Origin of the sequence: Pseudobutyrivibrio sp. UC1225 (assembly GCF_900115215.1) — a bacterium.
In the GTDB taxonomy this organism is placed as follows: Bacteria; Bacillota; Clostridia; order Lachnospirales; family Lachnospiraceae; genus Pseudobutyrivibrio.
The window spans coordinates 1-23,338 of the sequence record NZ_FOVQ01000017.1; the positions used below are offsets into that span (position 1 = coordinate 1).

General features: G+C 40.1%; 25 protein-coding genes, 2 tRNA genes and 1 rRNA gene. 27 read left to right on the forward strand and 1 reads right to left on the reverse strand.

Annotation, left to right across the window (positions count from 1 at the left end):
- The 24 genes from BMZ41_RS14150 to BMZ41_RS14255 form a co-directional block, all read left to right on the forward strand.
- Positions 1-312, forward strand: a 23S ribosomal RNA gene (locus BMZ41_RS14150); the annotation flags it as partial.
- Between the two features lie 119 nt (positions 313-431).
- Positions 432-504: transfer RNA gene (locus BMZ41_RS14155), tRNA-Ala, on the forward strand.
- 167 nt (positions 505-671) lie between these two features.
- Positions 672-742: transfer RNA gene (locus tag BMZ41_RS14160), tRNA-Trp, on the forward strand.
- Between the two features lie 246 nt (positions 743-988).
- Positions 989-2,053, forward strand: coding sequence for a DUF5688 family protein (locus BMZ41_RS14165; protein ID WP_090530809.1), 1,065 nt, complete (start codon positions 989-991; stop codon positions 2,051-2,053).
- A 33-nt stretch (positions 2,054-2,086) separates the two neighbouring features.
- Positions 2,087-2,989, forward strand: a complete 903-nt coding sequence (locus BMZ41_RS14170) for a DUF6017 domain-containing protein (protein WP_090530813.1) — start codon at positions 2,087-2,089, stop codon at positions 2,987-2,989.
- 13 nt (positions 2,990-3,002) lie between these two features.
- Positions 3,003-3,824 carry a ParA family protein gene (locus BMZ41_RS14175; RefSeq protein ID WP_090530815.1) on the forward strand — a complete coding sequence of 274 codons (822 nt, stop codon included), beginning with the start codon at positions 3,003-3,005 and terminating at the stop codon, positions 3,822-3,824.
- Positions 3,784-4,722, forward strand: a complete 939-nt coding sequence (locus BMZ41_RS14180) for a ParB/RepB/Spo0J family partition protein (protein WP_090530818.1) — start codon at positions 3,784-3,786, stop codon at positions 4,720-4,722. The genes BMZ41_RS14175 and BMZ41_RS14180 overlap by 41 nt, the downstream gene beginning before the upstream one ends.
- 119 nt (positions 4,723-4,841) lie before the next feature.
- Entirely contained in the window at positions 4,842-4,991 is a 150-nt protein-coding gene (locus tag BMZ41_RS15725; protein ID WP_177184244.1) for a hypothetical protein, read from the forward strand.
- An 88-nt stretch (positions 4,992-5,079) separates the two neighbouring features.
- Positions 5,080-5,559, forward strand: coding sequence for a PcfB family protein (locus BMZ41_RS14185; RefSeq protein WP_090171097.1), 480 nt, complete (start codon positions 5,080-5,082; stop codon positions 5,557-5,559).
- Entirely contained in the window at positions 5,556-7,301 is a 1,746-nt protein-coding gene (locus BMZ41_RS14190; RefSeq protein ID WP_090530820.1) for a VirD4-like conjugal transfer protein, CD1115 family, read from the forward strand. The genes BMZ41_RS14185 and BMZ41_RS14190 overlap by 4 nt, the downstream gene beginning before the upstream one ends.
- A gap of 205 nt (positions 7,302-7,506) precedes the next feature.
- Positions 7,507-8,865, forward strand: a complete 1,359-nt coding sequence (locus BMZ41_RS14195) for an ATP-binding protein (protein ID WP_090171092.1) — start codon at positions 7,507-7,509, stop codon at positions 8,863-8,865.
- 237 nt (positions 8,866-9,102) lie between these two features.
- Positions 9,103-9,315: a Maff2 family mobile element protein gene (locus BMZ41_RS14200; RefSeq protein WP_090171090.1), complete on the forward strand. Its 213-nt coding sequence runs from the start codon at positions 9,103-9,105 to the stop codon at positions 9,313-9,315.
- A gap of 98 nt (positions 9,316-9,413) precedes the next feature.
- Entirely contained in the window at positions 9,414-10,280 is an 867-nt protein-coding gene (locus BMZ41_RS14205; protein WP_090530823.1) for a VirB6/TrbL-like conjugal transfer protein, CD1112 family, read from the forward strand.
- Between the two features lie 13 nt (positions 10,281-10,293).
- Positions 10,294-12,816 (forward strand): VirB4-like conjugal transfer ATPase, CD1110 family, encoded by a 2,523-nt coding sequence (locus tag BMZ41_RS14210; RefSeq protein ID WP_207646152.1) that lies wholly within the window; start codon positions 10,294-10,296, stop codon positions 12,814-12,816.
- Entirely contained in the window at positions 12,816-14,165 is a 1,350-nt protein-coding gene (locus tag BMZ41_RS14215) for a C40 family peptidase (RefSeq protein WP_090530829.1), read from the forward strand. Before BMZ41_RS14210 ends, BMZ41_RS14215 begins: the two co-directional genes overlap by 1 nt.
- A gap of 8 nt (positions 14,166-14,173) precedes the next feature.
- Positions 14,174-14,452: a DUF4315 family protein gene (locus BMZ41_RS14220; protein ID WP_177184245.1), complete on the forward strand. Its 279-nt coding sequence runs from the start codon at positions 14,174-14,176 to the stop codon at positions 14,450-14,452.
- The gene (locus tag BMZ41_RS14225; RefSeq protein WP_242942074.1) at positions 14,433-15,128 is read left to right on the forward strand and encodes a CD1107 family mobile element protein; all 696 of its coding nucleotides are present in this window, start codon (positions 14,433-14,435) and stop codon (positions 15,126-15,128) included. The genes BMZ41_RS14220 and BMZ41_RS14225 overlap by 20 nt, the downstream gene beginning before the upstream one ends.
- A gap of 10 nt (positions 15,129-15,138) precedes the next feature.
- Positions 15,139-15,471, forward strand: a complete 333-nt coding sequence (locus BMZ41_RS14230; protein ID WP_442960247.1) for a plasmid mobilization protein — start codon at positions 15,139-15,141, stop codon at positions 15,469-15,471.
- Positions 15,472-15,542: 71 nt separating this feature from the next.
- Positions 15,543-15,827 carry a hypothetical protein gene (locus BMZ41_RS14235; protein WP_090530838.1) on the forward strand — a complete coding sequence of 95 codons (285 nt, stop codon included), beginning with the start codon at positions 15,543-15,545 and terminating at the stop codon, positions 15,825-15,827.
- 76 nt (positions 15,828-15,903) lie between these two features.
- Positions 15,904-17,067 (forward strand): relaxase/mobilization nuclease domain-containing protein, encoded by a 1,164-nt coding sequence (locus tag BMZ41_RS14240; RefSeq protein ID WP_090530935.1) that lies wholly within the window; start codon positions 15,904-15,906, stop codon positions 17,065-17,067.
- Between the two features lie 143 nt (positions 17,068-17,210).
- A complete protein-coding gene (locus tag BMZ41_RS14245; protein ID WP_090530841.1) occupies positions 17,211-17,504 on the forward strand; it encodes a SpoVG family protein in 294 nt (97 codons plus the stop codon).
- A 23-nt stretch (positions 17,505-17,527) separates the two neighbouring features.
- Positions 17,528-18,559, forward strand: a complete 1,032-nt coding sequence (locus BMZ41_RS14250) for an ArdC-like ssDNA-binding domain-containing protein (RefSeq protein WP_177184246.1) — start codon at positions 17,528-17,530, stop codon at positions 18,557-18,559.
- Positions 18,560-18,571: 12 nt separating this feature from the next.
- Positions 18,572-18,721, forward strand: coding sequence for a hypothetical protein (locus tag BMZ41_RS15730; protein WP_177184247.1), 150 nt, complete (start codon positions 18,572-18,574; stop codon positions 18,719-18,721).
- Between the two features lie 226 nt (positions 18,722-18,947).
- Positions 18,948-20,372: an ATP-binding protein gene (locus BMZ41_RS14255; protein WP_090171062.1), complete on the forward strand. Its 1,425-nt coding sequence runs from the start codon at positions 18,948-18,950 to the stop codon at positions 20,370-20,372.
- Positions 20,373-20,424: 52 nt separating this feature from the next.
- On the opposite strand, the gene BMZ41_RS14260 is transcribed toward BMZ41_RS14255, so the two are convergent.
- On the reverse strand, positions 20,425-20,700 hold the full coding sequence (locus BMZ41_RS14260) for a hypothetical protein (RefSeq protein ID WP_090530847.1): 276 nt from the start codon (positions 20,698-20,700) through the stop codon (positions 20,425-20,427).
- Between the two features lie 239 nt (positions 20,701-20,939).
- Here BMZ41_RS14260 and BMZ41_RS14265 point away from each other — a divergent pair, with 239 nt between their 5' ends.
- The 3 genes from BMZ41_RS14265 to tnpA all read left to right on the forward strand — a co-directional run bounded on the left by BMZ41_RS14265 (position 20,940) and on the right by tnpA (position 23,280).
- The gene (locus BMZ41_RS14265) at positions 20,940-22,088 is read left to right on the forward strand and encodes an LPD16 domain-containing protein (protein ID WP_090530850.1); all 1,149 of its coding nucleotides are present in this window, start codon (positions 20,940-20,942) and stop codon (positions 22,086-22,088) included.
- Positions 22,089-22,101: 13 nt separating this feature from the next.
- Positions 22,102-22,581: a hypothetical protein gene (locus tag BMZ41_RS14270; protein WP_090530853.1), complete on the forward strand. Its 480-nt coding sequence runs from the start codon at positions 22,102-22,104 to the stop codon at positions 22,579-22,581.
- Between the two features lie 228 nt (positions 22,582-22,809).
- Positions 22,810-23,280 (forward strand): IS200/IS605 family transposase, encoded by a 471-nt coding sequence (gene tnpA / locus BMZ41_RS14275; protein ID WP_090530856.1) that lies wholly within the window; start codon positions 22,810-22,812, stop codon positions 23,278-23,280.
- The last annotated feature ends 58 nt before the right edge of the window (positions 23,281-23,338 follow it).

Below are 23,338 nucleotides of genomic sequence, written 5' to 3' on the forward strand. Positions count from 1 at the left end.
AGAACGTCGTGAGACAGTTCGGTCCCTATCCGGCGCGGGCGGAGGATATTTGAGAGGAGCTGCCCCTAGTACGAGAGGACCGGGGTGGACGGACCACTGGTGTATCAGCTGTCGACCAACGGCATAGCTGAGTAGCCAAGTCTGGACGGGATAAACGCTGAAGGCATCTAAGCGTGAAGCCCCCCTCAAGATGAGATATCCCCTCCTTCAAGGAGATAAGATCCCTTAAAGACGATAAGGTAGATAGGTTCAAGGTGTAAGTGCGGTAACGCATTCAGCTGATGAATACTAATAGATCGAAGGTTTATTCTAAAAAGATGTTTAGCGAATGATTCTCGCAGCACTGTATGAAGTTTTGAGGTTGCTATAAGGTTTTAGCAAGCAAGACAGCTTGCTATTTTACTATCGTAAGTGGCAGAATCAATTAATATGGGGGCGTAGCTCAGTTGGGAGAGCACCTGCCTTGCAAGCAGGGGGTCAAGAGTTCGAATCTCTCCGTCTCCACTAAGAAATTCTTGCTATATAAGCAAGAATTTTTTTATGGCAAAAACTTGAAAAAAATGTGAAGTTTTTGTGATTTTTCTATTGAAAGCGACTAGATATTGTGTTATTATCATTAAGTCGCGTGGGTGAGGGACTCAAATCAATTTTGGGTTTTTCGCTTACGATTTAGGGGACTGGTCAAATGGTATGATAGGGGTCTCCAAAACCTTTGGTGGGAGTTCGATTCTCTCGTCCCCTGTTTGACTAAAGTGCTATAAACGTTGATTTTACGGCGTTTATGAGCACTTATTTTTTTGCTCATAAATCAAAAGTCACCGATTAAAGTCACTGCTAGAGATTACATAATATTAAAAATTTATAGAAAGGTAAGCTAATTCAATAGCATCCAAGGATATTACATAGAGTAGGAATTCATAATAGAATTTCTACTCTTTTTTTGTCTTCATTTTGACAAAAGAAAAATATTCTAAAGGAGGTAGTTTGTATGGACTACGAAAAGTTCAAGGAAAAGTTTACTGAAGATCTAAAGAGTAATCTTGAGGCAAGGGGCTATGATATCGCAAGTATCGAGATTACGCCATCACAGAAGCTTAACCAGGATGCCTATGATGCGATTTCTGTTAAGCTTGAGGATTCAATGATGGGGGCTAGTGGAAACTTCTCAAATCTGTTTGCAGCTTTTGAGAAGGCAGGTGACTATGATTTGATTCTCGACCACGCGACACAATTAATGGATGAGGCAATTTCGCATATGCCAAGTTATGATATGAGTCAGATTACTGATTATGACTTTATCAAGGACAAACTGGTGCTTGAGGCTGTAAATTCAGAAAAGAATGCAGCATTACTTGAGAAGGTACCTCATAAGGATATGGAAGATATTGCCATTGTCTATCGAGTGCTCCTTGGGCAGATGGATGATGGAGTAGCATCGGTTGTTGTTTCAAATGAGATGTTGGAGAAGATGAATGTAACAAAGGAGCAGCTTCATAAGGACGCGCTTATTTCATCTCCAGAGATCAGACCAGTGGAGGTTAATACTTTGTATGGAACAATCGCAGAGCTTCTTCCAGATGTTGATTTAGGAATCCCTGCAGGAGGACCTGAGGATCAGATTCTCGTTGGTACGGTAACAGATAAGCATCATGGAGCTGGCGTAATTGCTTATGAAGGCTTCCTTGATGAGCAGGCCAGGAAGATGGGCGAAGATTTCTATATCATCCCCTGCAGCATTCATGAGGTTCTCTTGGTACCTGAGTCTATGGGCGGAGATATAGAGGCTCTAAAGGAGATGATTGCAAGCGTTAATACCTGCGAGCTTTCACCGGAGGATGTTCTATCGAACAATCTCTATCATTATGATTCAAAGGAAAAAGTTTTTGAGATAGCTGATACCTTCAAGGAGAGAATTGCTGCTAAGGAGCGAGAGTCCGATAAAGAGAAGGAATCAGCTGTAGGGAAGCTGAAGAAGACCCAGGATAAGGTTAAGGAGGCTCCGAAGAAGGAACACAAACCAAAGATTAAGGATAAGCCAGAAATGGCGCTATAAGGATAAAAAAAAGAATACGAGAGGTGAGATTTAATGTCTAAAAAATACTTTTATGGTCGGCGGCAAGCTGACCTTTTTTCATTTATAAGAATTCCACAACTTCTGTTAACAGAGGAAAGGTTTGATAATCTTTCCTGTGAGGCGATGGTATTGTATGGTTTGCTTTTGAATAGGATGTGTCTATCTGCAGAGAATGGATGGTTTGATGATGAAGGAAGGGTCTTTGTTTATTGGAAAGTAGATGATGCAGCTAAAAAGATAAAATGTCACCCCAAAAAGGCAGGAAAGGTTTTTAAAGAACTTGAAGAATTTGAATTAATTGAAAGAAAGAGACAGGGGCTTACAAAGCCAAATCTCATCTATGTATTGGACTTTTCAGAGGAGGTGTCAGATGGACATTTCCAGAAGTGTCAAAATGACATTTCTGGAAATGTCGAAGAGACATCTCAAGAAGTGTCGAATGAACACACTAATAATACTAAGAATAATAAAAATGATTTTAGTGATACTGAGTCTAGTCACGTCTTGTCTAATGATGAAGGTTGTGATGATGAAGGACGGGACAGGACGAGACTTGATTCAGATAATTATTCAGCAATAAGGAGTTATATAGCCCAGCAGATTAATCTGGATGCATTAAGAACAGATTATCCTGACAATCCAATTGTTGATGAGCTTTATGAGCTGATTGTAGATGTGGTGAGCTCCACCAGGAAAGAGATAGTTATTTGTGGTGAAACGAAGCCTATGAGCATTGTCAGGTCGCAGTTCATGAAGCTCAATTTTTTCAATCTATGTTTTGTTTTGAACAGGCTAGAAGAAAACAAGCCTGATATCAGGAATATAAAACAATATCTGTTGGCATCGCTTTATAACTCGCTGATGACTACAGAGTCGTACTACAAAACACTATGCAACAACAATAACTTTCGATGAAGGAGGAACAACAATGAGTAAACCAGTTGTTATTGCGATGGTTAATCAAAAAGGCGGTACAGGAAAGACTCAGAGTACAGAAAACCTGGGGATAGGTCTTGCTGCCGAAGGGAGGAAGGTTTTGCTTATCGATTTGGATCCGCAGGGTTCGCTTACCATTAGCCTTGGGTATCCAAGAACTGATGAGATACCGGTGACTGTTAAGGATATTATGGCGAAGGTGCTTAATGAGCAGCGGATTGAAGATGGTGAGGGAATCCTTCACCACAAGGAAGGCGTTGATTTGCTTCCAGCAAACATCGAGCTTTCTGGAATGGAGCTATCGCTTGTTAATTATATGAGCCGTGAACGAGTTTTGAAGGAATATATTGATTCCGTAAAGACGAATTATGATTACGTGCTTATTGACTGTATGCCTTCACTTGGAATGCTTACCGTAAATGCGTTAGCAGCTGCGGACCAGCTGGTTATTCCAGTACAAGCACAGTATTTGTCTGCCAAAGGTTTGGAGCAGCTTTTACAGACTGTTAGTAAAGTCAGACGTCAGATTAATCCAAAGCTAAACATTGATGGAATCCTCCTAACAATGGTGGATAACAGAACAAATTACGCTAAGGATATCAGTAATCTGATTCGCGAGACTTATGGCAGCAAGCTTAAGGTTTATAAGACTGAGATTCCTCATTCAGTCAGGGCAGCTGAGATAAGTGCTGAGGGAAAGAGCATTTATGCTCACGATCCAAAAGGAAAGGTAGCAGAAGCTTATAGAGAATTAACCAAGGAGGTATTGAAGAATGAAAGAGCGCGCAAACATTCAATTGACCAGTTACGATGATATCTTTGGAGGGGCTAAGGTAGATGAGGCTAAAGCTCCTGAAGGTGATGTAGTAGTTGAGATACCTCTTGGAGAGCTTCACGCTTTTGAGGGACATCCTTTCAAGGTAAAAGATGATGAGGATATGGCAAAGACAGTGGAATCCATTCAGGAGTTTGGTGTTCTACAGCCAGCCATTGTAAGACCTGATGGTGATGGTTATGAGATTCTATCAGGCCATAGAAGACATCATGCTTGTGAGATTGCAGGTCTGGAAACAATTCCTTGTATTGTAAGAGATTTAGATGATGATGCAGCCACAATCCTTATGGTAGATAGTAATTTGCAGAGGGAAGAGATACTTCCTAGTGAAAGAGCCTGGGCTTATAAGATGAAGCTGGATGCGATGAAACACCAGGGAGAGCGAGGAGATTTAACTTGTGGCCAAGTTGGCCACAAGTTGGATGGAAAAAAATCTAGAGATATTATGGCTGAAGAAGTAGGGGATAGCGCACGTAACATTCAGCGTTATATTCGTCTGACAAACCTCTGTCCAGAGCTTATGGATATGGTAGATGATAAGCGTATTGCCTTTAATCCAGCTGTAGAGCTTTCATTCTTAAATCCAACCCAGCAGAAGGATTTATTAGAAGCAATGGAATATTCTCAGGCATTTCCATCACTGTCACAGGCGCAGCGAATAAAAGTCTTAGCTTTGGATAATAAGATCACCCAGGAGGGGATGAACATCATACTTTCTGAGGAGAAAAAGCAGGATGTGGATAGGGTTACTCTTAAGAATGATGTGCTTAAGAAGTACTTCCCTAAGTCATATACTCCAAAGCAGATGGAGGATACAATCATTAAGCTTTTGGAGCAGTGGCAGAAGAAACAAAGAAATAGAGATAATTGTTTATAGCAGTTGCTTTAGCTTGATTCGATGAGTGTTGGTATATTAAATGTGCTGTTGCATATGTCATTTTTATGGTACTCTTATTGTACAGAAATGGATTATGGTTTTAGAAAGCAGGTTTTACTATGATACAGCAAGATATTTCTTTTGATGAAAAAAATATGGATAGTCTATTTTCAATGCTTGATGAAGCTATTGATGATATGGAAAATGGCAGAGTTTTTTCTGAAGAAGAAGTTTGGGATAAACTTGCTAAAGTGAATGTACAAAGATAAATGGCATTTAAGACAAATAAAATAATTGCACGCAAAGGCAGTAGATCAGTTTGGTCTGCTGCTTTTTTTATGTAAAGGAGGTGATGCGATGCAGGAAGAGATTGAGGAGAAAACCGTCCGGTTGGCTATAACAAGTACGAAGCTTTCTATAAGGGCTATAATGGCGGGGGTCAGGCTTTATATGAGGCACAGAGCCAATAAGAGGCTAGATAGTATTGATGCTCATATTCAGGGCAAGCAATCCATTGATGAGTTGGTAAAACAGAATCAGGGCGTTACCAGTATGGAAATTGGCGATAAGGGTATCAAGACTTTTGAAAGAATTGCTAAGAAGTATGGTGTGGATTTTGCAATTACAAAGGATAAATCGCAGAAGCCACCAGTGTATACGGCTTTCTTTAAAGCTAGAGATACAGATGCCCTGGAATCAGTTATGAATGAGTACACCAGAAAGATGATTAAGCGAGAGGAGCGACCAAGCGTACTTGAGAAGCTTAAGCAGCTGGTGGCAAAAGTAAAAGCACAGCCAAAGAAAACACGAACAAAAACAAAGGAGCAGGTCAGATGACAAAAAAGCAGAAACGATTGATTCTGCTAAATGTTCCTTACGTGTTGATGGGACTATTCGCTACAAATCTGGGGGAGGCTTGGAGAATTGCAGAAGGAGCTAGTGTATCTGAAAAGATTAATGGAATATTTGATGCTTTTCCGATAGCGCTTTCTAATTTTCTTCCAAGCCTCAATCCCTTTGATTTGATGGTTGGTATTGGTTTTGGTGTTGTGATGAAGGTGGTTGTTTATATTAAGGGGAAAAATGCTAAGAAATATCGCCATGGCGTGGAGTACGGCTCAGCACGATGGGGAACACAGCAGGAGATAGAGCCTTTCGAGGCTCCAAGATTTGAGGATAATATCATCCTCACCCAAACAGAACGATTGATGATGAGCAGTCGTCCTAAGCAACCTAAATATGGAAGAAATAAAAATGTATGCGTCATAGGTGGTTCCGGCTCAGGTAAGACCAGATTCTTTTTGTTGCCCAACCTCTTACAGATGCATTCAAGCTATGTAGTCACAGATCCAAAGGGAGACCTGGTTGTAAAAGCTGGAAAGGCTCTTTTGAATCACGGCTACAGATTAAAGATTTTTAATACAATCAATTTTAAGAAGAGTATGCATTACAATCCTTTTGAATATATCCACTCCGAGAAGGATATATTAAAGCTTGTAAACGCATTGGTCGCTAATACAAAAGGCGATGGTAAGGCAGGGGATGAGTTTTGGACTAAAGCTGAGACTTTGCTATATACAGCACTTATTGGCTACATTCATTATGAAGCGCCGGAGGAGGAACAGAACTTTAGCACATTGTTGGATTTCTTAAATGCTTCCGAAGTTCGCGAGGATGATGAGGATTTTGAGAATCCCGTTGATCTGATGTTCAAAGAGCTGGAGGAAAAAGAACCTCAGCACTTTGCGGTACGCCAATATAAGAAATACAAATTAGCGGCTGGAAAGACAGCTAAGTCTATATTAGTTAGCTGCGGAGCAAGGCTCGCTCCATTTGATATCAGAGAGCTTCGTGAGATTACTTCTTATGATGAATTGCAGCTTGATACGCTTGGTGATAAAAAGACTGCATTGTTTCTAATCATGAGTGATACAGATGCTACATTCAATTTCCTAATCTCACTTATCTACACCCAGCTGTTCAATCTTCTTTGTGAGAAGGCTGATGATGTGTATGGAGGAAGGCTTCCAGTTCACGTGCGCTGCCTAATTGATGAGACAGCTAATGTGGGCCAGATTCCAAATCTTGAGAAGCTGGTGGCTACAATCCGAAGTCGTGAGATAAGTGCTTGTTTATTCCTACAGGCCCAGTCACAGCTGAAGGCTATATACAAGGACCACTGTGATACCATTCTTGGAAATATGGATTCGCAGCTGTTCCTTGGTGGTACAGAGCAAACTACGCTTAAAGACCTCAGTACAATTCTTGGAAAAGAGACCATCGATATCTATAACGTGGGTGAGAGCCGCGGAGCTAATGCATCTTATTCCACTAATTACCAGAAGCTTGGTAAGGAGTTAATGTCTATGGATGAGCTGGCAGTACTTGATGGTGATAAATGCATCCTAAGACTTCGAGGTGTAAGACCGTTCCTGTCGGACAAATATGATGTTACTCAGCATCCGCTTTATCACGAGACTGGAGAATATGATTCTAGGAATAACTTGGATATTGAGAAGTATTTGAGGGGAGGAATGAAGTTTAAGAAGGGGGAAGTTTTTGATGTGGTTATGATTTGATAATCAAGGACTCTGAGAAATCAGGGTCCTTTTGATATTTATACGAGTGATTTACATAGGCCAATACTGGGGACGCCCAGCGATAGTATTGGTCTATTGGTTTTTTGATTTATCTTGCGTACTGTAATTGAAAATATAAAAAAATACCTTGCGTACTATGGCATATAATTGGTAAAATTATCTTGCGTACTGTAAGGAGGCACTTATGATTAAACGAAAAATATATGATAAAATCCTCGATTGGAAGGAAAATACAAAAGGTTCGAAAGCCTTGCTGATTGAAGGGGCTAGACGAATTGGAAAATCTACAGTAGCTGAAGAAATTGGAAAAAACGAATATAAATCTTACGTATTGATTGATTTCAATAAGGCAAGTAAGAAGATTTTTGATTCATTTGATAACCTGAATGAACTAGATGTATTCTTTCAAACCATTTCACTGGAATATAACACGCGTCTGTATAATCGAGAGTCATTGATTATTTTTGATGAAATACAGAAGTTTCCAAAGGCTCGAGAAGCTATAAAGTACCTAGTTGCCGATGGAAGATATGACTACATTGAAACAGGCTCGCTTATATCTATCAAGGAAAATGTTGAAGGTATAACTATTCCTTCTGAAGAGCGAAAATTAAAGATGTATCCGGTGGATTTTGAAGAATTCATGGATTATATGGGTGAAGATCTTCTTGTCGAGTACATACGTGATTGCTACCAAAAGAAAGTGCCATTAGATCAGAGCCAGCATAAAAAGGCAATGCATCTGTTCAAGGAATATATTCTTGTCGGGGGCATGCCACAATCGGTTGTTGCGTTTAAGAATAATGCAAGAGATTTCTTTGCGGCAGATGTTGAAAAACGTGATATTTTAAATCTTTACAGAGATGATATTCGAAAGGCTGCGCGTAGATACAACTCTAAGGTGTCAGCAATATTTGAAAACATCCCTGGCTATCTTTCAACTCATGAAAAGAAAATCGTATTAAGTGAGATTGAACCAGGTGCAAGTTTTGACAGGTATGATGAACCATTATTTTGGCTTGATGATTCTATGATTTGTAATTTGTGCTATAAGTGTAATGATCCGAATGTTGGCCTAGCATTAAATAAAAACGAATCTGCTGTAAAGTGTTATATGGGCGATACAGGACTTCTTGTAAGCTTGGCATTTGCTGAAAATGAGATTACAGAGCAAAAAGTATTTGCCAACATAATGGATGGAAAATTATCACTAAATGAAGGTATGCTGTATGAGAATGTAATCGCTCAGATTATAGCAGCAAAAGGCAAAAAACTGTATTTCTACACTAGATACAGTGAAGAAAAGCATCGAAACGATATTGAAATTGACTTTTTGCTTTCTAATGACAGTAAGACAAATTATAGACTTAACCCGATAGAGGTTAAATCTTCTAAGAATTATAGTGCAGTTTCTATTGGAAAATTTACAGATATTTTTAAACGTAAGGTTGATAATCCAATGATTGTACATCCAAAGAATCTTGTAGAAGTTGAGGGCATTTTGCGAATACCGGCGTATATGTTTGCATTATGTGATATTTAATAAACAGAATAAGTACTTTACATAGACCAGAACTCTGGGGACGCCCAGAATTTCTGGTCTATTATTATGCCCAAAATCAGGTGCGCAGGATGAGGGTATGAGACGTAACTATAAACTAATTTTTTAAGAAAGGAAAATTCGGAAGCTCGCTGCTTCCGAATGAAGGTGATGAGGATGATGGTGAGATTCCGGATGAAGGAAAAGGGATGATGGTGAGATTCCGAACCAGGTATCAACATGGCATTTTTTAACGAAGGCGTAAACGTAATGGCAACATTAGTATGTGCAATTGGAGCAGGTGTAGGAGCATGGGGTGCGATTAACCTCCTTGAAGGTTATGGTTCTGATAACCCAGGTGCTAAGTCACAGGGAATGAAGCAGTTCATGAGCGGTGGCGGTATCATCCTCGTGGGCATCAAGATCATTCCACTCCTTGCTGGATTGTTCTAAGAGGCATTACTACAACTGAATACGGGAGCTTTTGTTGGGGCTGAGGGCGTTGCTTTCAGCCCCTTTTTTAATGTAACTAAAGACAAGGAGAACAGCATATGGAGTTAATCTTTGATTCGATGGCGGACTACATCAAGGACAAGCTCATCGATGGAATTATATGGGTTCTGACTGGTCTTTTTGATAGTGTGAATGATGAAGTGGCAAACGTAGCCAGCCAGATGGCGAAAAGCCCTGAGACGTTTATTCCAGGGGTGTACCCGATGATTAAATCAACCTCGGAGACGGTGCTGCTTCCAATAGCAGGAATAATTATGACGTTTATAGCCTGCTATGAGCTGATTCAGATGGTGATAGCCTACAACAACATGCAAAACTTTGAGACCTTCATTTTTATGAAATGGTTCGTAAAGACGTATGTGGCGGTGATGGCAATTACCCATTGTTTTGATTTCACGATGGCGATATTTGATGTCACCTGCAAGGTTGCTAAGGATGCAGGAGGATTAATCACAGAATCTACGGCGGTTACTGGCCCGCAGCTATCGCATATGCGAACGATTCTTGAGGGTATGGGAGTAGGTGAGATTCTGGTGGTATATGCCCAGATAGCAGGACTTGCAGCAGGACTTAAGCTGATTTCGATAATCATATTCGTGGTTATCTATGGACGTATGATTGAGATCTATCTACTTGTGAGTATGGCTCCACTACCATTTTCAACCTTTGGAAATAAGGAGCAGAGCCATATTGGTCAGAACTATGTAAGAAGCTTGCTTGCCATTGGATTTCAGGGATTCCTGATTTTGATAGTTATAGGAATCTATGCAGTGCTGATTCAGAACATCAGCATTACAGATGACATTGTGGGAACCATTTGGGGAATCATGGGCTACAACATACTTCTGGTTTTCAGTTTGTTCAAGACAGGCACATTATCAAAGAGAGTATTTTCAGCACAGTAAGGAAGGAACGATTATGGCGATAAATGTAAAAGTCCCAAGCGATTTATCCAGGGTAAAGGAAAAGGTGGCTTTCGGGCTGACCAAGAGGCAGTTTGTGTGCTTTTCACTGGCGGCGCTGATTGGCATTCCTGCATTTTTTCTCATAAAGAAATTGCCGGTAGATGTGAGTGTACCGACTTTGGCGATGATGGCGGTGATGATGCCGCTATTTTTTGTGGCTATGTATGAGAAGGATGGGGACACCCTGGAGTTAATTATTCAAAGAGCGATTGAATTCAAGCTTGGGAAGAATCAGGAAAAAGTGCTCTTTGACAGGATGTACAACAACGGTATTTGTCTGGTGGATGGTGATTTCTACTCCAAGACAATTGAGTTTAAGGATACCAACTACAAGCTGGCTTCCGAGGAGGAGAAGCAGCTGATATTTGAGAATTGGAAGAAATTCCTTAATTACTTTGATACCAGTGTGGAGTTTGAGATTACCTTTGCTAACGTATATGCGAACCCCGATAGATATAAGAATCATCTTTGCATCAAGTTAAGTGGAGATGACAAGGACAACCTTAGAGAAGAGTATTCTAAGATGCTTATTGAAAACTTGGGTTCAATGGAGAATGCACTTATAAAAAAGAAATATCTTACTTTTGGAGTGCATGCTTCATCTCTTAAGGAAGCCAGAGGCAGACTTAAGAAGATAGAGGAGAAGGTTATTGAAAACTTTGAAGATATGGATGTGAAAGCCAAAACCTTAAACGGGAATCAGAGAATGGAATTGCTGAATAAGTTGAAGTTTGGTCAGGGATCTTTAGAAAGAAACATCGACTATCCAACAAAAAGCATTTTCAAGAAGGCTGGCTATTATGGTCAGGTCACAAGCTTTTCTTATGATGCTCCAGAGATTTCAGATCAGTTTATTGAGGAGCTGTTGGAACTGGATATTGAGCAGGTTGTCAGCATCCATTTACAGTCGGTGAATCAGCATGAGGCAATCCGAGGAGTGAAGCGTACCATTACTAACATCGATTCAAACAAAATTGATGAGCAGAAGAAAGCTATCAAGGGTGGCTATGACATGGATCTGATTCCAAACGACCTTAATCTTTACGGGCAGGATGCCAGCTCAATGCTTTCAAATCTGCAGAGTCAGAACGAGCGAATGTTTAATATGACATTTCTTCTTATGGCTACAGGAAAGTCCAAGGAGAGCCTTAATAACAATGTGAAGCAGCAAAAGAGCATCGCCCAGCAGTTTAGCTGTGAGACTTATCCTTTGAACTATAGGCAGTCGAAGGCGATAAAGAGCGTGCTTCCACTAGGGGCAAACCTTATCAGGAAGGATAGGAAGCTTACCACTTCTGCGGTGGCGGTATTTGTGCCCTTTCTCGTGCCGGACTTACCCAAGGTGGATGAGAATGATTTGTATTATGGCACGAACGCAATCACAGGAGAGCTGATTTTTGCTGACAGGAAAAAGAACAATAATCCAAATGGAATGTTATTTGGAAAGCCAGGTTCTGGTAAATCACTGGCGGCAAAAAGAGAAATCGTAAATGTGGTGCTGAGCTCAGATGATGACATTATCATCAATGATCCTGAGCGAGAGTATGCGCCGCTTGTAAATCTTTTTGGCGGGCAGGTGATTCACATCAGTCAGAAATCAAATCAGTATATTAACCCGATGGATATCAATGACAATTACTCTGATGGGGAGGATGCAGTTTCACTGAAGGCGGAGTTTTTATTATCCCTGTGTGAGCTGATTCTAAATCAAAGAGATGGGCTGACAGGTATTCAAAAGACCATCATTGATAGATGCATCAGAAATGTATATGCCAAATATTATCAGAATCCAATACCTGAGCGAATGCCACTTTTGGAAGATCTCTACAAGGAGCTTATGAAGCAATCTGAGCCGGAGGCGAAAGAGGTTGCCACTTCTATGGAGCTTTATGTGAAAGGCTCTCTAAATGTCTTTAATCATCGCACCAATGTGAATATCAACAACAGAATAGTTTGCTATGACATCAAGGATTTGGGCAAGCAGCTGAAGAAGGTGGGAATGCTTATCGTGCATGATCAGGTGTGGGGCAGAGTCACAATGAACCGTGATATCGGAAAGACCACACGATATTACATGGATGAGTTTCATCTTCTTTTGAAGGATGAACAGACTGCAGCATATTCCGTAGAAATCTATAAGCGATTCAGAAAGTGGGGTGGTATTCCTACAGCGCTGACACAGAATGTAAAGGACGTATTATCGAGTCCGGAAATCAGCAATATCTTTGAAAACTGCGAGTTTGTGTACATTCTCAATCAAGGTGCTGAGGACAAGCAAATCTTAGCGGAAAGTCTTGGAATCAGTGATGCCCAGCTCAAGTATGTGACCAACGTTCCACCGGGAAAAGGGCTGATGTTTTGCGGCAGCGTGGTAATTCCGTTTAAGGATAATTTCCCGAAGGATAACCTGCTTTATAAGTATCTGACTACAAGGCCTGAGGAGCTGGCACAGATGAATATGACGGGAGGTATGTGATGTATGACTACAATCAGGATGATAACGTAGGTGCTGAAGCCTTACCCTATGGGCAGAGGGCAGCCAGTGATGCTCATAAGCTGACCAAGAAGCTGATAAAGAAACAGATTCAAAGAAGGCAGATTGAAAGAGCCAGAGCACAGGCAGCGCAGCAGACTTCAAGGGCAGCTGCAGAAGCTGGCAAGAAGGTTGCAGAGGAGGCAGCTAAGCTTGCTAAATCTGCAGCAGAATTAATGAGGAAAGCTGCACAGACTGTAGTTGAGTTTGTGGCTGCAAATCCTGTAGTGCTTGTAATCCTGGCTGTTATTCTAGCGATTTTCATTGTGATGCAGTATACGAAAGTCGGTCTTACGGCATTACTTGGTTCACTGGGTGATACGTTTATGGCGGGCACTTATACAGCCTATGATGAGGATATCATCGGTGTGAATTCAGATTACACCAAGCTTGAAAAAGAACTTAGGAAAACAATCAATAATACGGAGAAGGATTTCAAAGGATTCGATGAGTACGAGTATCAGCTTGAAGAGATTGGTCACAATCCCTACGAGCTGATTTCTTATTTAACGGTGGTGTATGAGAACTTCACCAGACGCGATATGAAGCAGAAGGTGAAGGAGCTTTTCGATGAGCAGTACGACCTTAAGTATTTTCAGAGGACTGAAACGAGAACCAGAACAGTTACCAGAACTGGCTACAGGACAGTGACGGGAAAAGATGGAAAGCCTGTAATTGAAAAGTACACCTATGAAGCTGAGGAAGAATATCAGGTGAAGATTCTTACAGTGAAGCTTAATAATAAAGGGCTAGGCTCAGTGATTAATTCGAAGCCACTGAGAGAGGTTCAGAAGCAGCGTTATCAGATGCTGTTGCAAACTCAGGGAAATAAGCCAGAGTTGTTTGATGATCTTTATACGGATGTAGAGATTCCTGATGATTTGGAGGTTCCGCCGGAGGCACTGACTGACCAGACTTTTGCAGCAATGATTGCAGAAGGAGAAAAGTATTTGGGACGCGCCTATGTGTGGGGAGGTTCCAATCCAAAGCAGGGATTTGACTGTAGTGGATTTGTCTGTTGGGTGCTGAATCACAGTGGCTGGAATGTAGGCAGAACTGACTGCAACGGTCTGAAGGCTAAGTGTACTGTAGTATCTGAGGCGGAGGCAAAGCCTGGAGATTTGATTTTCTTTAAGGGCACTCAGAAGAGTAAAAAGGGAGCCACCCACGTGGGAATATATTGCGGCAACGGGATAATGCTCCACTGTGGAAATCCTATCCAGTACACATCCATTGAAACCAAGTATTACAGAAATCACTTTTTATGTTTTGGTCGATTGCCAAAGAATTAGGAGGAAGCATGTTTGAAAGATTAGATAAACTCAGAGCGGAACTCAAGCGAGCAAAGGCGAAACGCGCTGAGTGGGATGGGAAGGTAAAGGCTTTGGAAAAGAAGGTTGCTGAGATGGAAAAGACCTGCATCCACGATATGATGCTTGCTGCAGATCTGACACCGGAGCAGCTGGCAAACTTAATCGCTTATTCAAAGGATAATTTGCCAGGAGGAAAGACAATAGAAGAAATCGCAAATACGAATATTACAAAGGAGGATGATTCTTATGAAGAGGATGAAGCTTAAATTGATGATGCTGACACTTGCCGGAGCATTAACATTGGCATTTGTTCCAATCACAGCAGAGGCTCACGTGCCAGCAAATGTAGATACGTCAGTGATAGATGAGGAGGAAGATGAAGATGTCGATGAAGGTGATGATGTTTATGAGGAGCACAAGTCTCTTACACCAGCTGGCAATCTATCGATTGTGGATGATTTCGACGAAAAGGAGTCTGAAGGTAAGCAGTTTATCACAGTTACTACTAAGAATGGAAATATCTTTTACCTTATTATTGATAGGGATGACAATGGGGATGATACAGTTCATTTCCTCAACCTTGTTGATGAAAGAGACCTGCTAGATCTACTGGATGATGACGAAAAGAAGGAGCTAGAGAAGGAGAAGAAAGCTGCAGAAGCTACTCCGACAGTCACAGCGGAAGAACAAAATCCAAAGGATAAAGGCGGTGATACACCTAAGGAATCTAAACAAAAGACCACCAAGAAAGCCAATAAAAGCGATATCTTTGTTATATGCATTTTGATAGGAATGGCTGGAGTAGGTGGTCTTTATTTTTATAGTAATAAGGCAAGCTTCATCAAGAAAAAGACAGGGCCAATCATCGATGATGGAGAGGAATATATTACAATTCCATCCGGTCCAGTGGATAAGGATTATGATGATATCCCTGTGGATTAGGAGGTGTTAGTTGGCAAAACGTGTTAATCGCATTACTGTCCGGCTCACGGATGAGGAGCTGAGGAGAATGAGATTTAAGATGGATGAGCTGGATATCTCAAATATGAGTCTATACACCAGGAAGATGCTGATGGATGGGTATTGTGTGAAAATGGATACCAAGGACATCAGCGAAATGGTGTATCTGCTTCGCATGTGCTCCAACAATTTGAACCAGTACGCCAAGAAGGCCAACGGCATGGGCGTGGTCTATCAGCAGGATATAAAAGATTTGCAGCAGCGTTTGGATGATATCTGGGACAACTCGAAAAAGCTTCTGAAGAAATATGAGGCAATCAGTTAGTTGACATCCTTGCAATTGTAAAAATGTTGAAATAGACTCAAAGAAAAAGATTTCAAATGGGAGGTTTTGATATGTTTATCTTGAGAGTTTTACTGAAAATATTACTTTTTCCAGTGATTGTGCTTCTTACAATTGCATCACTTTTAACCAAGGCTTCTATTGAAATTGGAGGAAGGCTTGGAGGTATTATCATCAATATCTTTGCAATCCTTGGCATCATAAATCTCTTAGGTCGCGATTTGCCTACAGCGGCAATCAGTGGAGTAGTTATTCTGCTTGTTTTGCTAGCTTTATTTTTCGCAGCAAACCTGCAGCTGTTTTTTGATTCACTTCTGGATACATTGAAGCGGATCTAAGTAGAGAATTTAATATTGTTAAACGAGCAGTCTTTCTGGGAACGGGGAGGCTGCTTTTTGTATGGGAGGGAATCTTATGGCAGCAACGAGACTAATGGCATTGCACATTGCAAAGGGCAAAAGTATAGCAGAAAGCTTAACTTCCAGGCTTGATTATTACAAAAACAAAGACAAGACAGATGATGGAAAGCTTATTTCAACCTACGAGTGCGATAAGAGAACTGTTGTAGAAGAGTTCATGCTTTCAAAAAATTTATACCACAAAACTAAGAGAGCAATTCGTAAAAACGAAATAATAGCTTACCAGATAAGGCAGTCTTTTAAGCCAGGGGAGATAACTGCAGAAAAGGCCAATGAGCTAGGTTACGAGCTGGCCATGAGGTTCACTAAGGGAAAATATGCTTTTGCTGTTTATACACATGATGACAGGAAGCATATTCATAACCATATTGTTTTTAATTCAGTCAGCATTGATGGAAAGAGAAAGTATAAGGATTACTGGCGCTCAGGAAAAACGCTTCAGAAGGTTTCCGATTTAATCTGTTTGGAGAATGGTTTATCCGTTATTCAGCAGAGAAATAAAGAAAACTGGTCTCGAAAGAAATCCAAGAGAAAGACTTTCAACATCAAGGATGGTGAGATTAAATTCCTTAAGGACATTGAGGGAAAGGTCTTGGAAGGTTATGGCAAGGGGTATATCAATTGGGCTAAAAAGTTCAATGCCAAGCAGCTTTCCAAGACGATTTTGTTCCTGCAGGAAAAAGGAATTTCATCCTATGAGGAGTTGAAAAAGTATACAGATGAGAAAACTGGAAAGAAGAATGAGCTCTTAGATTTGCTTAAGGAGAAAGAGCACATCTTAAACAAAAACAAGAAGCTTCAATGCGCCATTATTGATTTTGCTAAAACAAAGCCCATCTATGATGAGTATAAAAAGCGTAAATTCGATAAGAACTTTTACGAGGAAAACTCAGGAGAGCTGATGCTGTATCAGAATGCAATCAAGATTTTCGATGAGAGTGGTTACAAGAAATTGCCAAAGATAAAGGAACTGAGAGAACAATATGGACAGGTGCTCCAGGAGAAGAAAGCTGTTTATGCAGAGTATAAGCAGCTGGAAAAAGAGTACCGTGAGTACCAGATTGCTCAGAAGAATCTGGAGATGATCTATCAATTGGAAGAAGCAAAAAAGGATGAACAGGAGAAGTCCAAAAGTTCGCAGACGAAGTCGCGTTGCTAAGACCCGAATGGGTCTTTTTCGTTTTTGTCTGCCAAAAACCCTGCTTGCAAGGAACCCTGACGGACCCGCGCCAGCTTGCGTGACTCGCTCAAGCAGGTTTTGACCTTAAAAGAAAAATTCAAAAACACAGGAGGAAACATTTTATGAAAATTGAAATTAGAACAACAAAGCTTACAGGAACAGAAGGAAATGTAAGAGGTCTTTCTACAGTGACTTTTGATGGAAAGTACGCTGTGAGAAATATCTCAATTGTGGAAAGTAAGAAGGGAGGACTTTTCGTTTCTATGCCAAGCTACAAGCTTAAGGAACTTGATCCAAACGGAAAGGCTCAGTTCAAGGATATCGCATATCCGGTAACAAAGGAGTTTAGAGAAATGCTCTATGGAAAGATTATGGAGAGCTATAAGGAGGAGCAGAACTTAGAGTTTACTGTTTAATTTTATGAAGGGAGATGAGGATTATGGCAGAGACAGATGCTAAAACCAAGATGAATGAAATCACGGAAAAGCTCGAGCAGGGCATCCGTGATCTTTTTGATTCAGAGAAATACAAAACGTATTTGCGTACAATGTCTAAGTTTCATAACTACAGCTTCAATAATACTTTGCTTATAGCTATGCAGCGACCAGATGCAAGTTTGGTGGCAGGCTATGAGGCCTGGAAAAAGAATTTTGATAGGTACGTAAAAAAGGGCTCCAAGGGAATCAAGATTATCTCACCTGTGAAAGTAAAGATTGAGGTGGATGATGAAAATTCCGAAAAGGAAGGAGCCAAGAAGACTATTGAGGTGACAAAGTTTAAAGTTGCTACAGTCTTTGATGTGTCTGATACGGAAGGCAAGGAACTGCCAACAATTGGAGTGAATCAGCTGCAGGGTGAGGTGGAAAGATTCAATCAGATAACCAAAGCTATTCATGAAATTGCAAAAGTGCCAATTGAGTACAGAGACATCGAAGGCGGAGCCAAGGGATTCTATTCTCAGAAGGATAACAAGATTGTTGTGCAGCATGATATGGCTCAGGCTCAGACTTTGAAAACTCTGATTCATGAGTTGGCTCATTCCATCCTACATGGCAAGCCGGACAAGGAGAAAAATGAAGAAATGCCTTCAAAGGATAGAAGGACAAAAGAGGTTGAAGCAGAGTCTGTAGCTTACGCAGTTTGCCAATATTTCGGAATAGATACTTCTGATTATTCCTTTGGCTACATTGCAGGCTGGAGTTCAAACAAAGAATTGGACGAGTTGAAATCTTCAATGCAGCTGATTAGACGAACAGCCAGCAGTATCATTTCTGATTTAAATACTGAGCTTGCAATGGGAGAAGTCTCTAAAGAGGTGGATGCAATAAAGGATGAAAGTATAGCTACAGATGCTGTAGAGATTGAAGCATTAGCTGATAAGAAACCATCGGTTTTAGATCAGCTAAAAGAGAAATTTTTAGGAAAAGATAAAGGCATATTTTCAAAAAAGAAGGATGAACCAAGCATTTAATGGAGGAAGGTTATGGCAGAGAAGAAAATGACTAAGGCGGAGCAGAAGAGAATGGAATTAGCCACAAGGCATACTTTTATTGATGATGTGTTTGGTATTTTCATGAAGACGTATCCAAAGGTGTTAGGAGATTCCAGAAACTCTTCGAAAATGAGAAGCTAGCACAAGAGGAAGAGTGATTATAAAGGGCAGCTGAGGCTGCCCTACTACATAAAATGGCGGAGATAATGGGGTAGAGAAGGATTTAACAACGTGCAAATATGGGCTCATGAAGTTAATTTAATGTTCATATTGTATGGCAAGTGAGTATAAAATGTGATATATTATATTCAAATAGATTTGATTCAAATGTGTTTGAATGAAAACGATTTGAATAAAAGGAGCGCACATGTTTATTGGTAGAGAAAAAGAATTAGAATCACTACAGACTATATACGAAAAAGATGGCTTTGGAATGACAGTAATTTATGGTCGACGAAGAGTAGGTAAATCATTCCTTATTAGTGAGTTCATTAAAGGGAAAAAGGCTATATTTTATACAGCCACAAAAGTAGGTGCCGAAAGAAATCTGGAGTTGTTCTCAAAACAGGTTTTTGATGTGTTAGATCCTGCGTATAGTAACGCCACATTTCCCAATATAGAAAGTGTTCTTGATATAATAACAAGCAAGGCGTCAAGTAAAGAAGAAAAGCTAATCTTGGTTATTGATGAACTGCCATACTGGGCAGAAAAAGACGATGCGTTATTGTCTGTTTTACAAAAATATATAGATACTCAGTGGCTGGATAAAAACTTGATGCTTATTCTGTGTGGTTCAGCTCTTAGCTTTATGGAAAAGAAAGTGCTTAGTGAAAAGAGTCCTATTTTCGGTCGTAGAGATTCTCAGCTAAAACTGGATGCATTCAACTACAAGGATTCTGCTCTGTTTGTACCTAACTATTCACCAGAAGACAAGGCTATTTGTTATGGTGTTACTGGCGGTGTAGCAAAGTATCTGGCACTTTTTGATTCTTCAAAAAGCCTAGATGAAAATATAATCAAACTTTTCTTTAATACGGATGGCTATTTATTTGATGAAACAAAGAACCTGTTAACGCAAGAATTTTCTGATGTGACCCTTGTAAACAATGTTATTGAGCAGGTAGCTTCAGGCGAGACCGCTCTTAATATTATAGCCGCAAAGGTAAAGGAAAAGGACAGTACGGTTCTCTATTCTTTAGAAAAGCTTATCGATGTAGGGCTTGTTGAGAAGAAAAAATGTATTACAGAGGAAAAGAATAAGAAGAAAACCCAATATGTTCTTAAAGACCATATGTTTAAATTCTGGTATCAGTTTATTCCTAAGGCTATAAGTGTAATAGAAATGGGGCAGGGCCAGGTATATTATGAAAAAGTTGTAAAGAGTGGATTACATTCTTTTATGGGAAGTGTATTTGAAGATATGTGCCGTTATTACACATTGGAGCACGGTATTCTTGGAGAATTTGGTTCCTTTATAACAGAAGTTGGTACTTGGTGGGGTGTAGAGCAGATGATAGATGCAAACGGAGAGCGGTATCAACAGTCTGCAGATATCGATGTTGTAGGTATATCTACGATAGATAAAACAGCTATTTTAGGTGAGTGTAAATTTAAAAATGAAAAAATAGATAAAGAGATATTCGATACCCTTATTAGAAGATCTAAGCTAATATCTGGCAGCTATAATGTCACAACATTAATTCTATTTTCTTTAAGCGGCTTTACAGATTGGGTAAAAAATACTGATATGTTTAATGTAAAGCTGATTACAGTAGAAGATCTATACAAGTAGAGTATATAAAAAAGAACCTGCCACCAAGTTTATATGGTGACAGGTTCTAACATTATTTCGGTCCGATTATATTTTGCATTCCTCTCATTCTTAACTCAGCATCACAGGATTCTTTATAAGCCTGCTGGCTGGTCATATCATCAGAAGCTTTTATTCCGCAAAAATCAACTGGTGGATTACTTCCTTGATATTTCCTTTCTGGGATTTCTCCGTCTATTTGTCTTTTAAAATCATAATCCTGATATGCCTTAATTATGATTTTAAAAATTATTGGTACCAATACCAATGCAACTAAAACAACAATTAATGCAACCAGCGCCCCATTCATAAAACCACCCTCCTCATAATGAATACGTAAAAAACTTTTAGCTACAATTCATTATACAAAAAAGCACCATTTATTGCTACACGGTAATAAAAATAGGAGTGTAGTGACTGCTCTTTAGAAAATCTTTGTAGATTTTTGGAACATTAAAAAATATTAATAAACACAGTACCTAAATATGAGTTTTTTGTGCCTGTCACCGTTACATTGATTCAGAGAAATACAAAACGTATTTGCGTACAATGTCTAAGTTTCATAACTACAGCTTCAATAATACTTTGCTTATAGCAATGCAGCGACCAGATGCAAGTTTGGTGGCAGGCTATGAGGCCTGGAAAAAGAATTTTGACAGGTACGTAAAAAAGGGCTCCAAGGGAATCAAGATTATCTCACCAGTGAAAGTAAAGATTGAGGTGGATGATGAAAATTCCGAAAAGGAAGGAGCCAAGAAGACTATTGAGGTGACAAAGTTTAAAGTTGCTACAGTCTTTGATGTGTCCGATACGGAAGGCAAGGAGCTGCCAACAATTGGAGTGAATCAACTGCAGGGTGAGGTGGAAAGATTCAATCAGATAACCAAGGCTATTCATGAAATCGCAAAAGTGCCAATTGAGTACAGAGACATCGAAGGCGGAGCCAAGGGATTCTATTCTCAGAAGGATAACAAGATTGTTGTGCAGCAGGATATGGCTCAGGCTCAGACTTTGAAAACTCTGATTCATGAGTTGGCTCATTCCATCCTACATGGCAAGCCAGAGGAATCTGCAGAAGAAACAAAGCAATCCCTGGATAGAAGAACAAAAGAGGTGGAGGCTGAATCTGTAGCTTATGCAGTTTGCAATTACTTTGGACTGGATACTTCTGATTATTCCTTTGGGTATATTGCAGGCTGGAGCTCCAGCAAGGAAATGGAGGAATTGAAATCTTCAATGCAGACCATCAGACGCACTGTCAATGAAATCATAAATGATATTGAGTCTGAAATCAGAAGAGAGGAAGCTGCCAAGGAATTTGAAACATCAAATGATGAGGTAGCTTTCAAAATCGGAAATGAGTACCTGGCAGTTCAAAAAACTGACGGTGGTTTCGACTACACAATCTATGATGAGAGCTTCCGAGTAAAGGATGGAGGAGTAGTTGAAAGACCGAATGCATCTATAGCCATTGTGGTAGCGGAGCTTGTGATGTGTGAAGGTTTTGATACTTCTGCAGGAGTAAAGAAAGTGGATTTTGATCAGCTGGCAGAGGATGCGAATTATGCAGCAGCGGTTGAAATTGAAAATGTGGTAGCTGATAGAAAGCCATCTGTAATTGATCAGCTGAAGGATAAGTTCGCTGGTAAGGATGCCGGAATTTTTGGAAAGAGGAATAAGGATGATATGAGTATTTAGCTGGAGGAAGGTTATGGGATTATCAAAGGAAAAACGAGAAATCAGAAGAATGGAGCAGGCGGTAAAGACTACTTTTATCGTAGATACGTTTAAGATTTTTATGGATGCTTACCAAAGGACATTGGGAGATTCCAGGTACGGATTGTCTCTTAAAATCACTGTCCGAAACAATAATCACTACTTGGTATTCGAAGAATTTGGCCAGCGCTTTGCTATTAACGTATATACGAATGGTAATGTGGAAATCAGGATGCGTGAGAGAAAACATTGTGTGTATAGGGAGCAGCTTTTTGAGTACACGCCTGATATAGAAGAGCAGGGCGAGTTTCAGAGGTATCTTGAGGATGGCCTAGCAGTGAAAATCGTGGAAGTGGCTCTTGAGCGAATTGCTTCTTATGGTGAATTCATGGATATCCTGTTTGAGGGGGTAAGGTTTGTGGAGGCTTATGATTATTTCAGGTTTGAGAGGGAGATAGAGAGGAGTGTTGGGTAAATAAATGGGCAGGGTGGCTGTGGGCTACCCTGCCTTTTTTTGTTAGGGCAAGGCCCTATTTTTCAAAGTCTTAGTTCTTATATTTTAGATAAAATAAATACTTTGAAAAATGAATAAAACCACCTGCTCTGCGGGTGGTTAGGAATGCTTCAGCTTACAGAAAAATACCTCCAGTGCTAGAATTACTATGGTTCGTCAGCCAAGTAAAAGCAAAGGAGGCAGTCCCCAATGGACATGAATAGTTTATCACACACAAAGTGGGAGTGTAAGTATCACATAGTTTTTGCACCTAAATATAGGAGAAAGGTTGCATATGGTCAGTTAAAAGCTGATATAGCAAATATTCTTAGTACATTATGTAAGAGAAAAGGTGTGGAAATAATTGAAGCTGAAATATGCCCAGATCATGTACATATGTTGGTTAGAATACCACCAAGTATGAGTGTTTCGAGTTTTGTAGGATATCTAAAAGGTAAGAGTATGCTTATGATATTTGAGAGACATGCGAATTTAAAGTACAAGTATGGGAATAGACATTTCTGGTGCCGAGGATATTATGTAGATTCGGTAGGAAAGAATGCAAAGAAAATTGAAGAGTACATAAGGAATCAATTAAAAGAAGACTTAGAGTACGATCAAATGACACTAAAAGAGTATATTGACCCGTTCACGGGTGAGCCAGTAGTCAAAAACAGATAAGTAGAGCCCAAGGGGCTCGGTAGGTAAATGATGTTGCGGCTGGCGGACCTTTCAATGA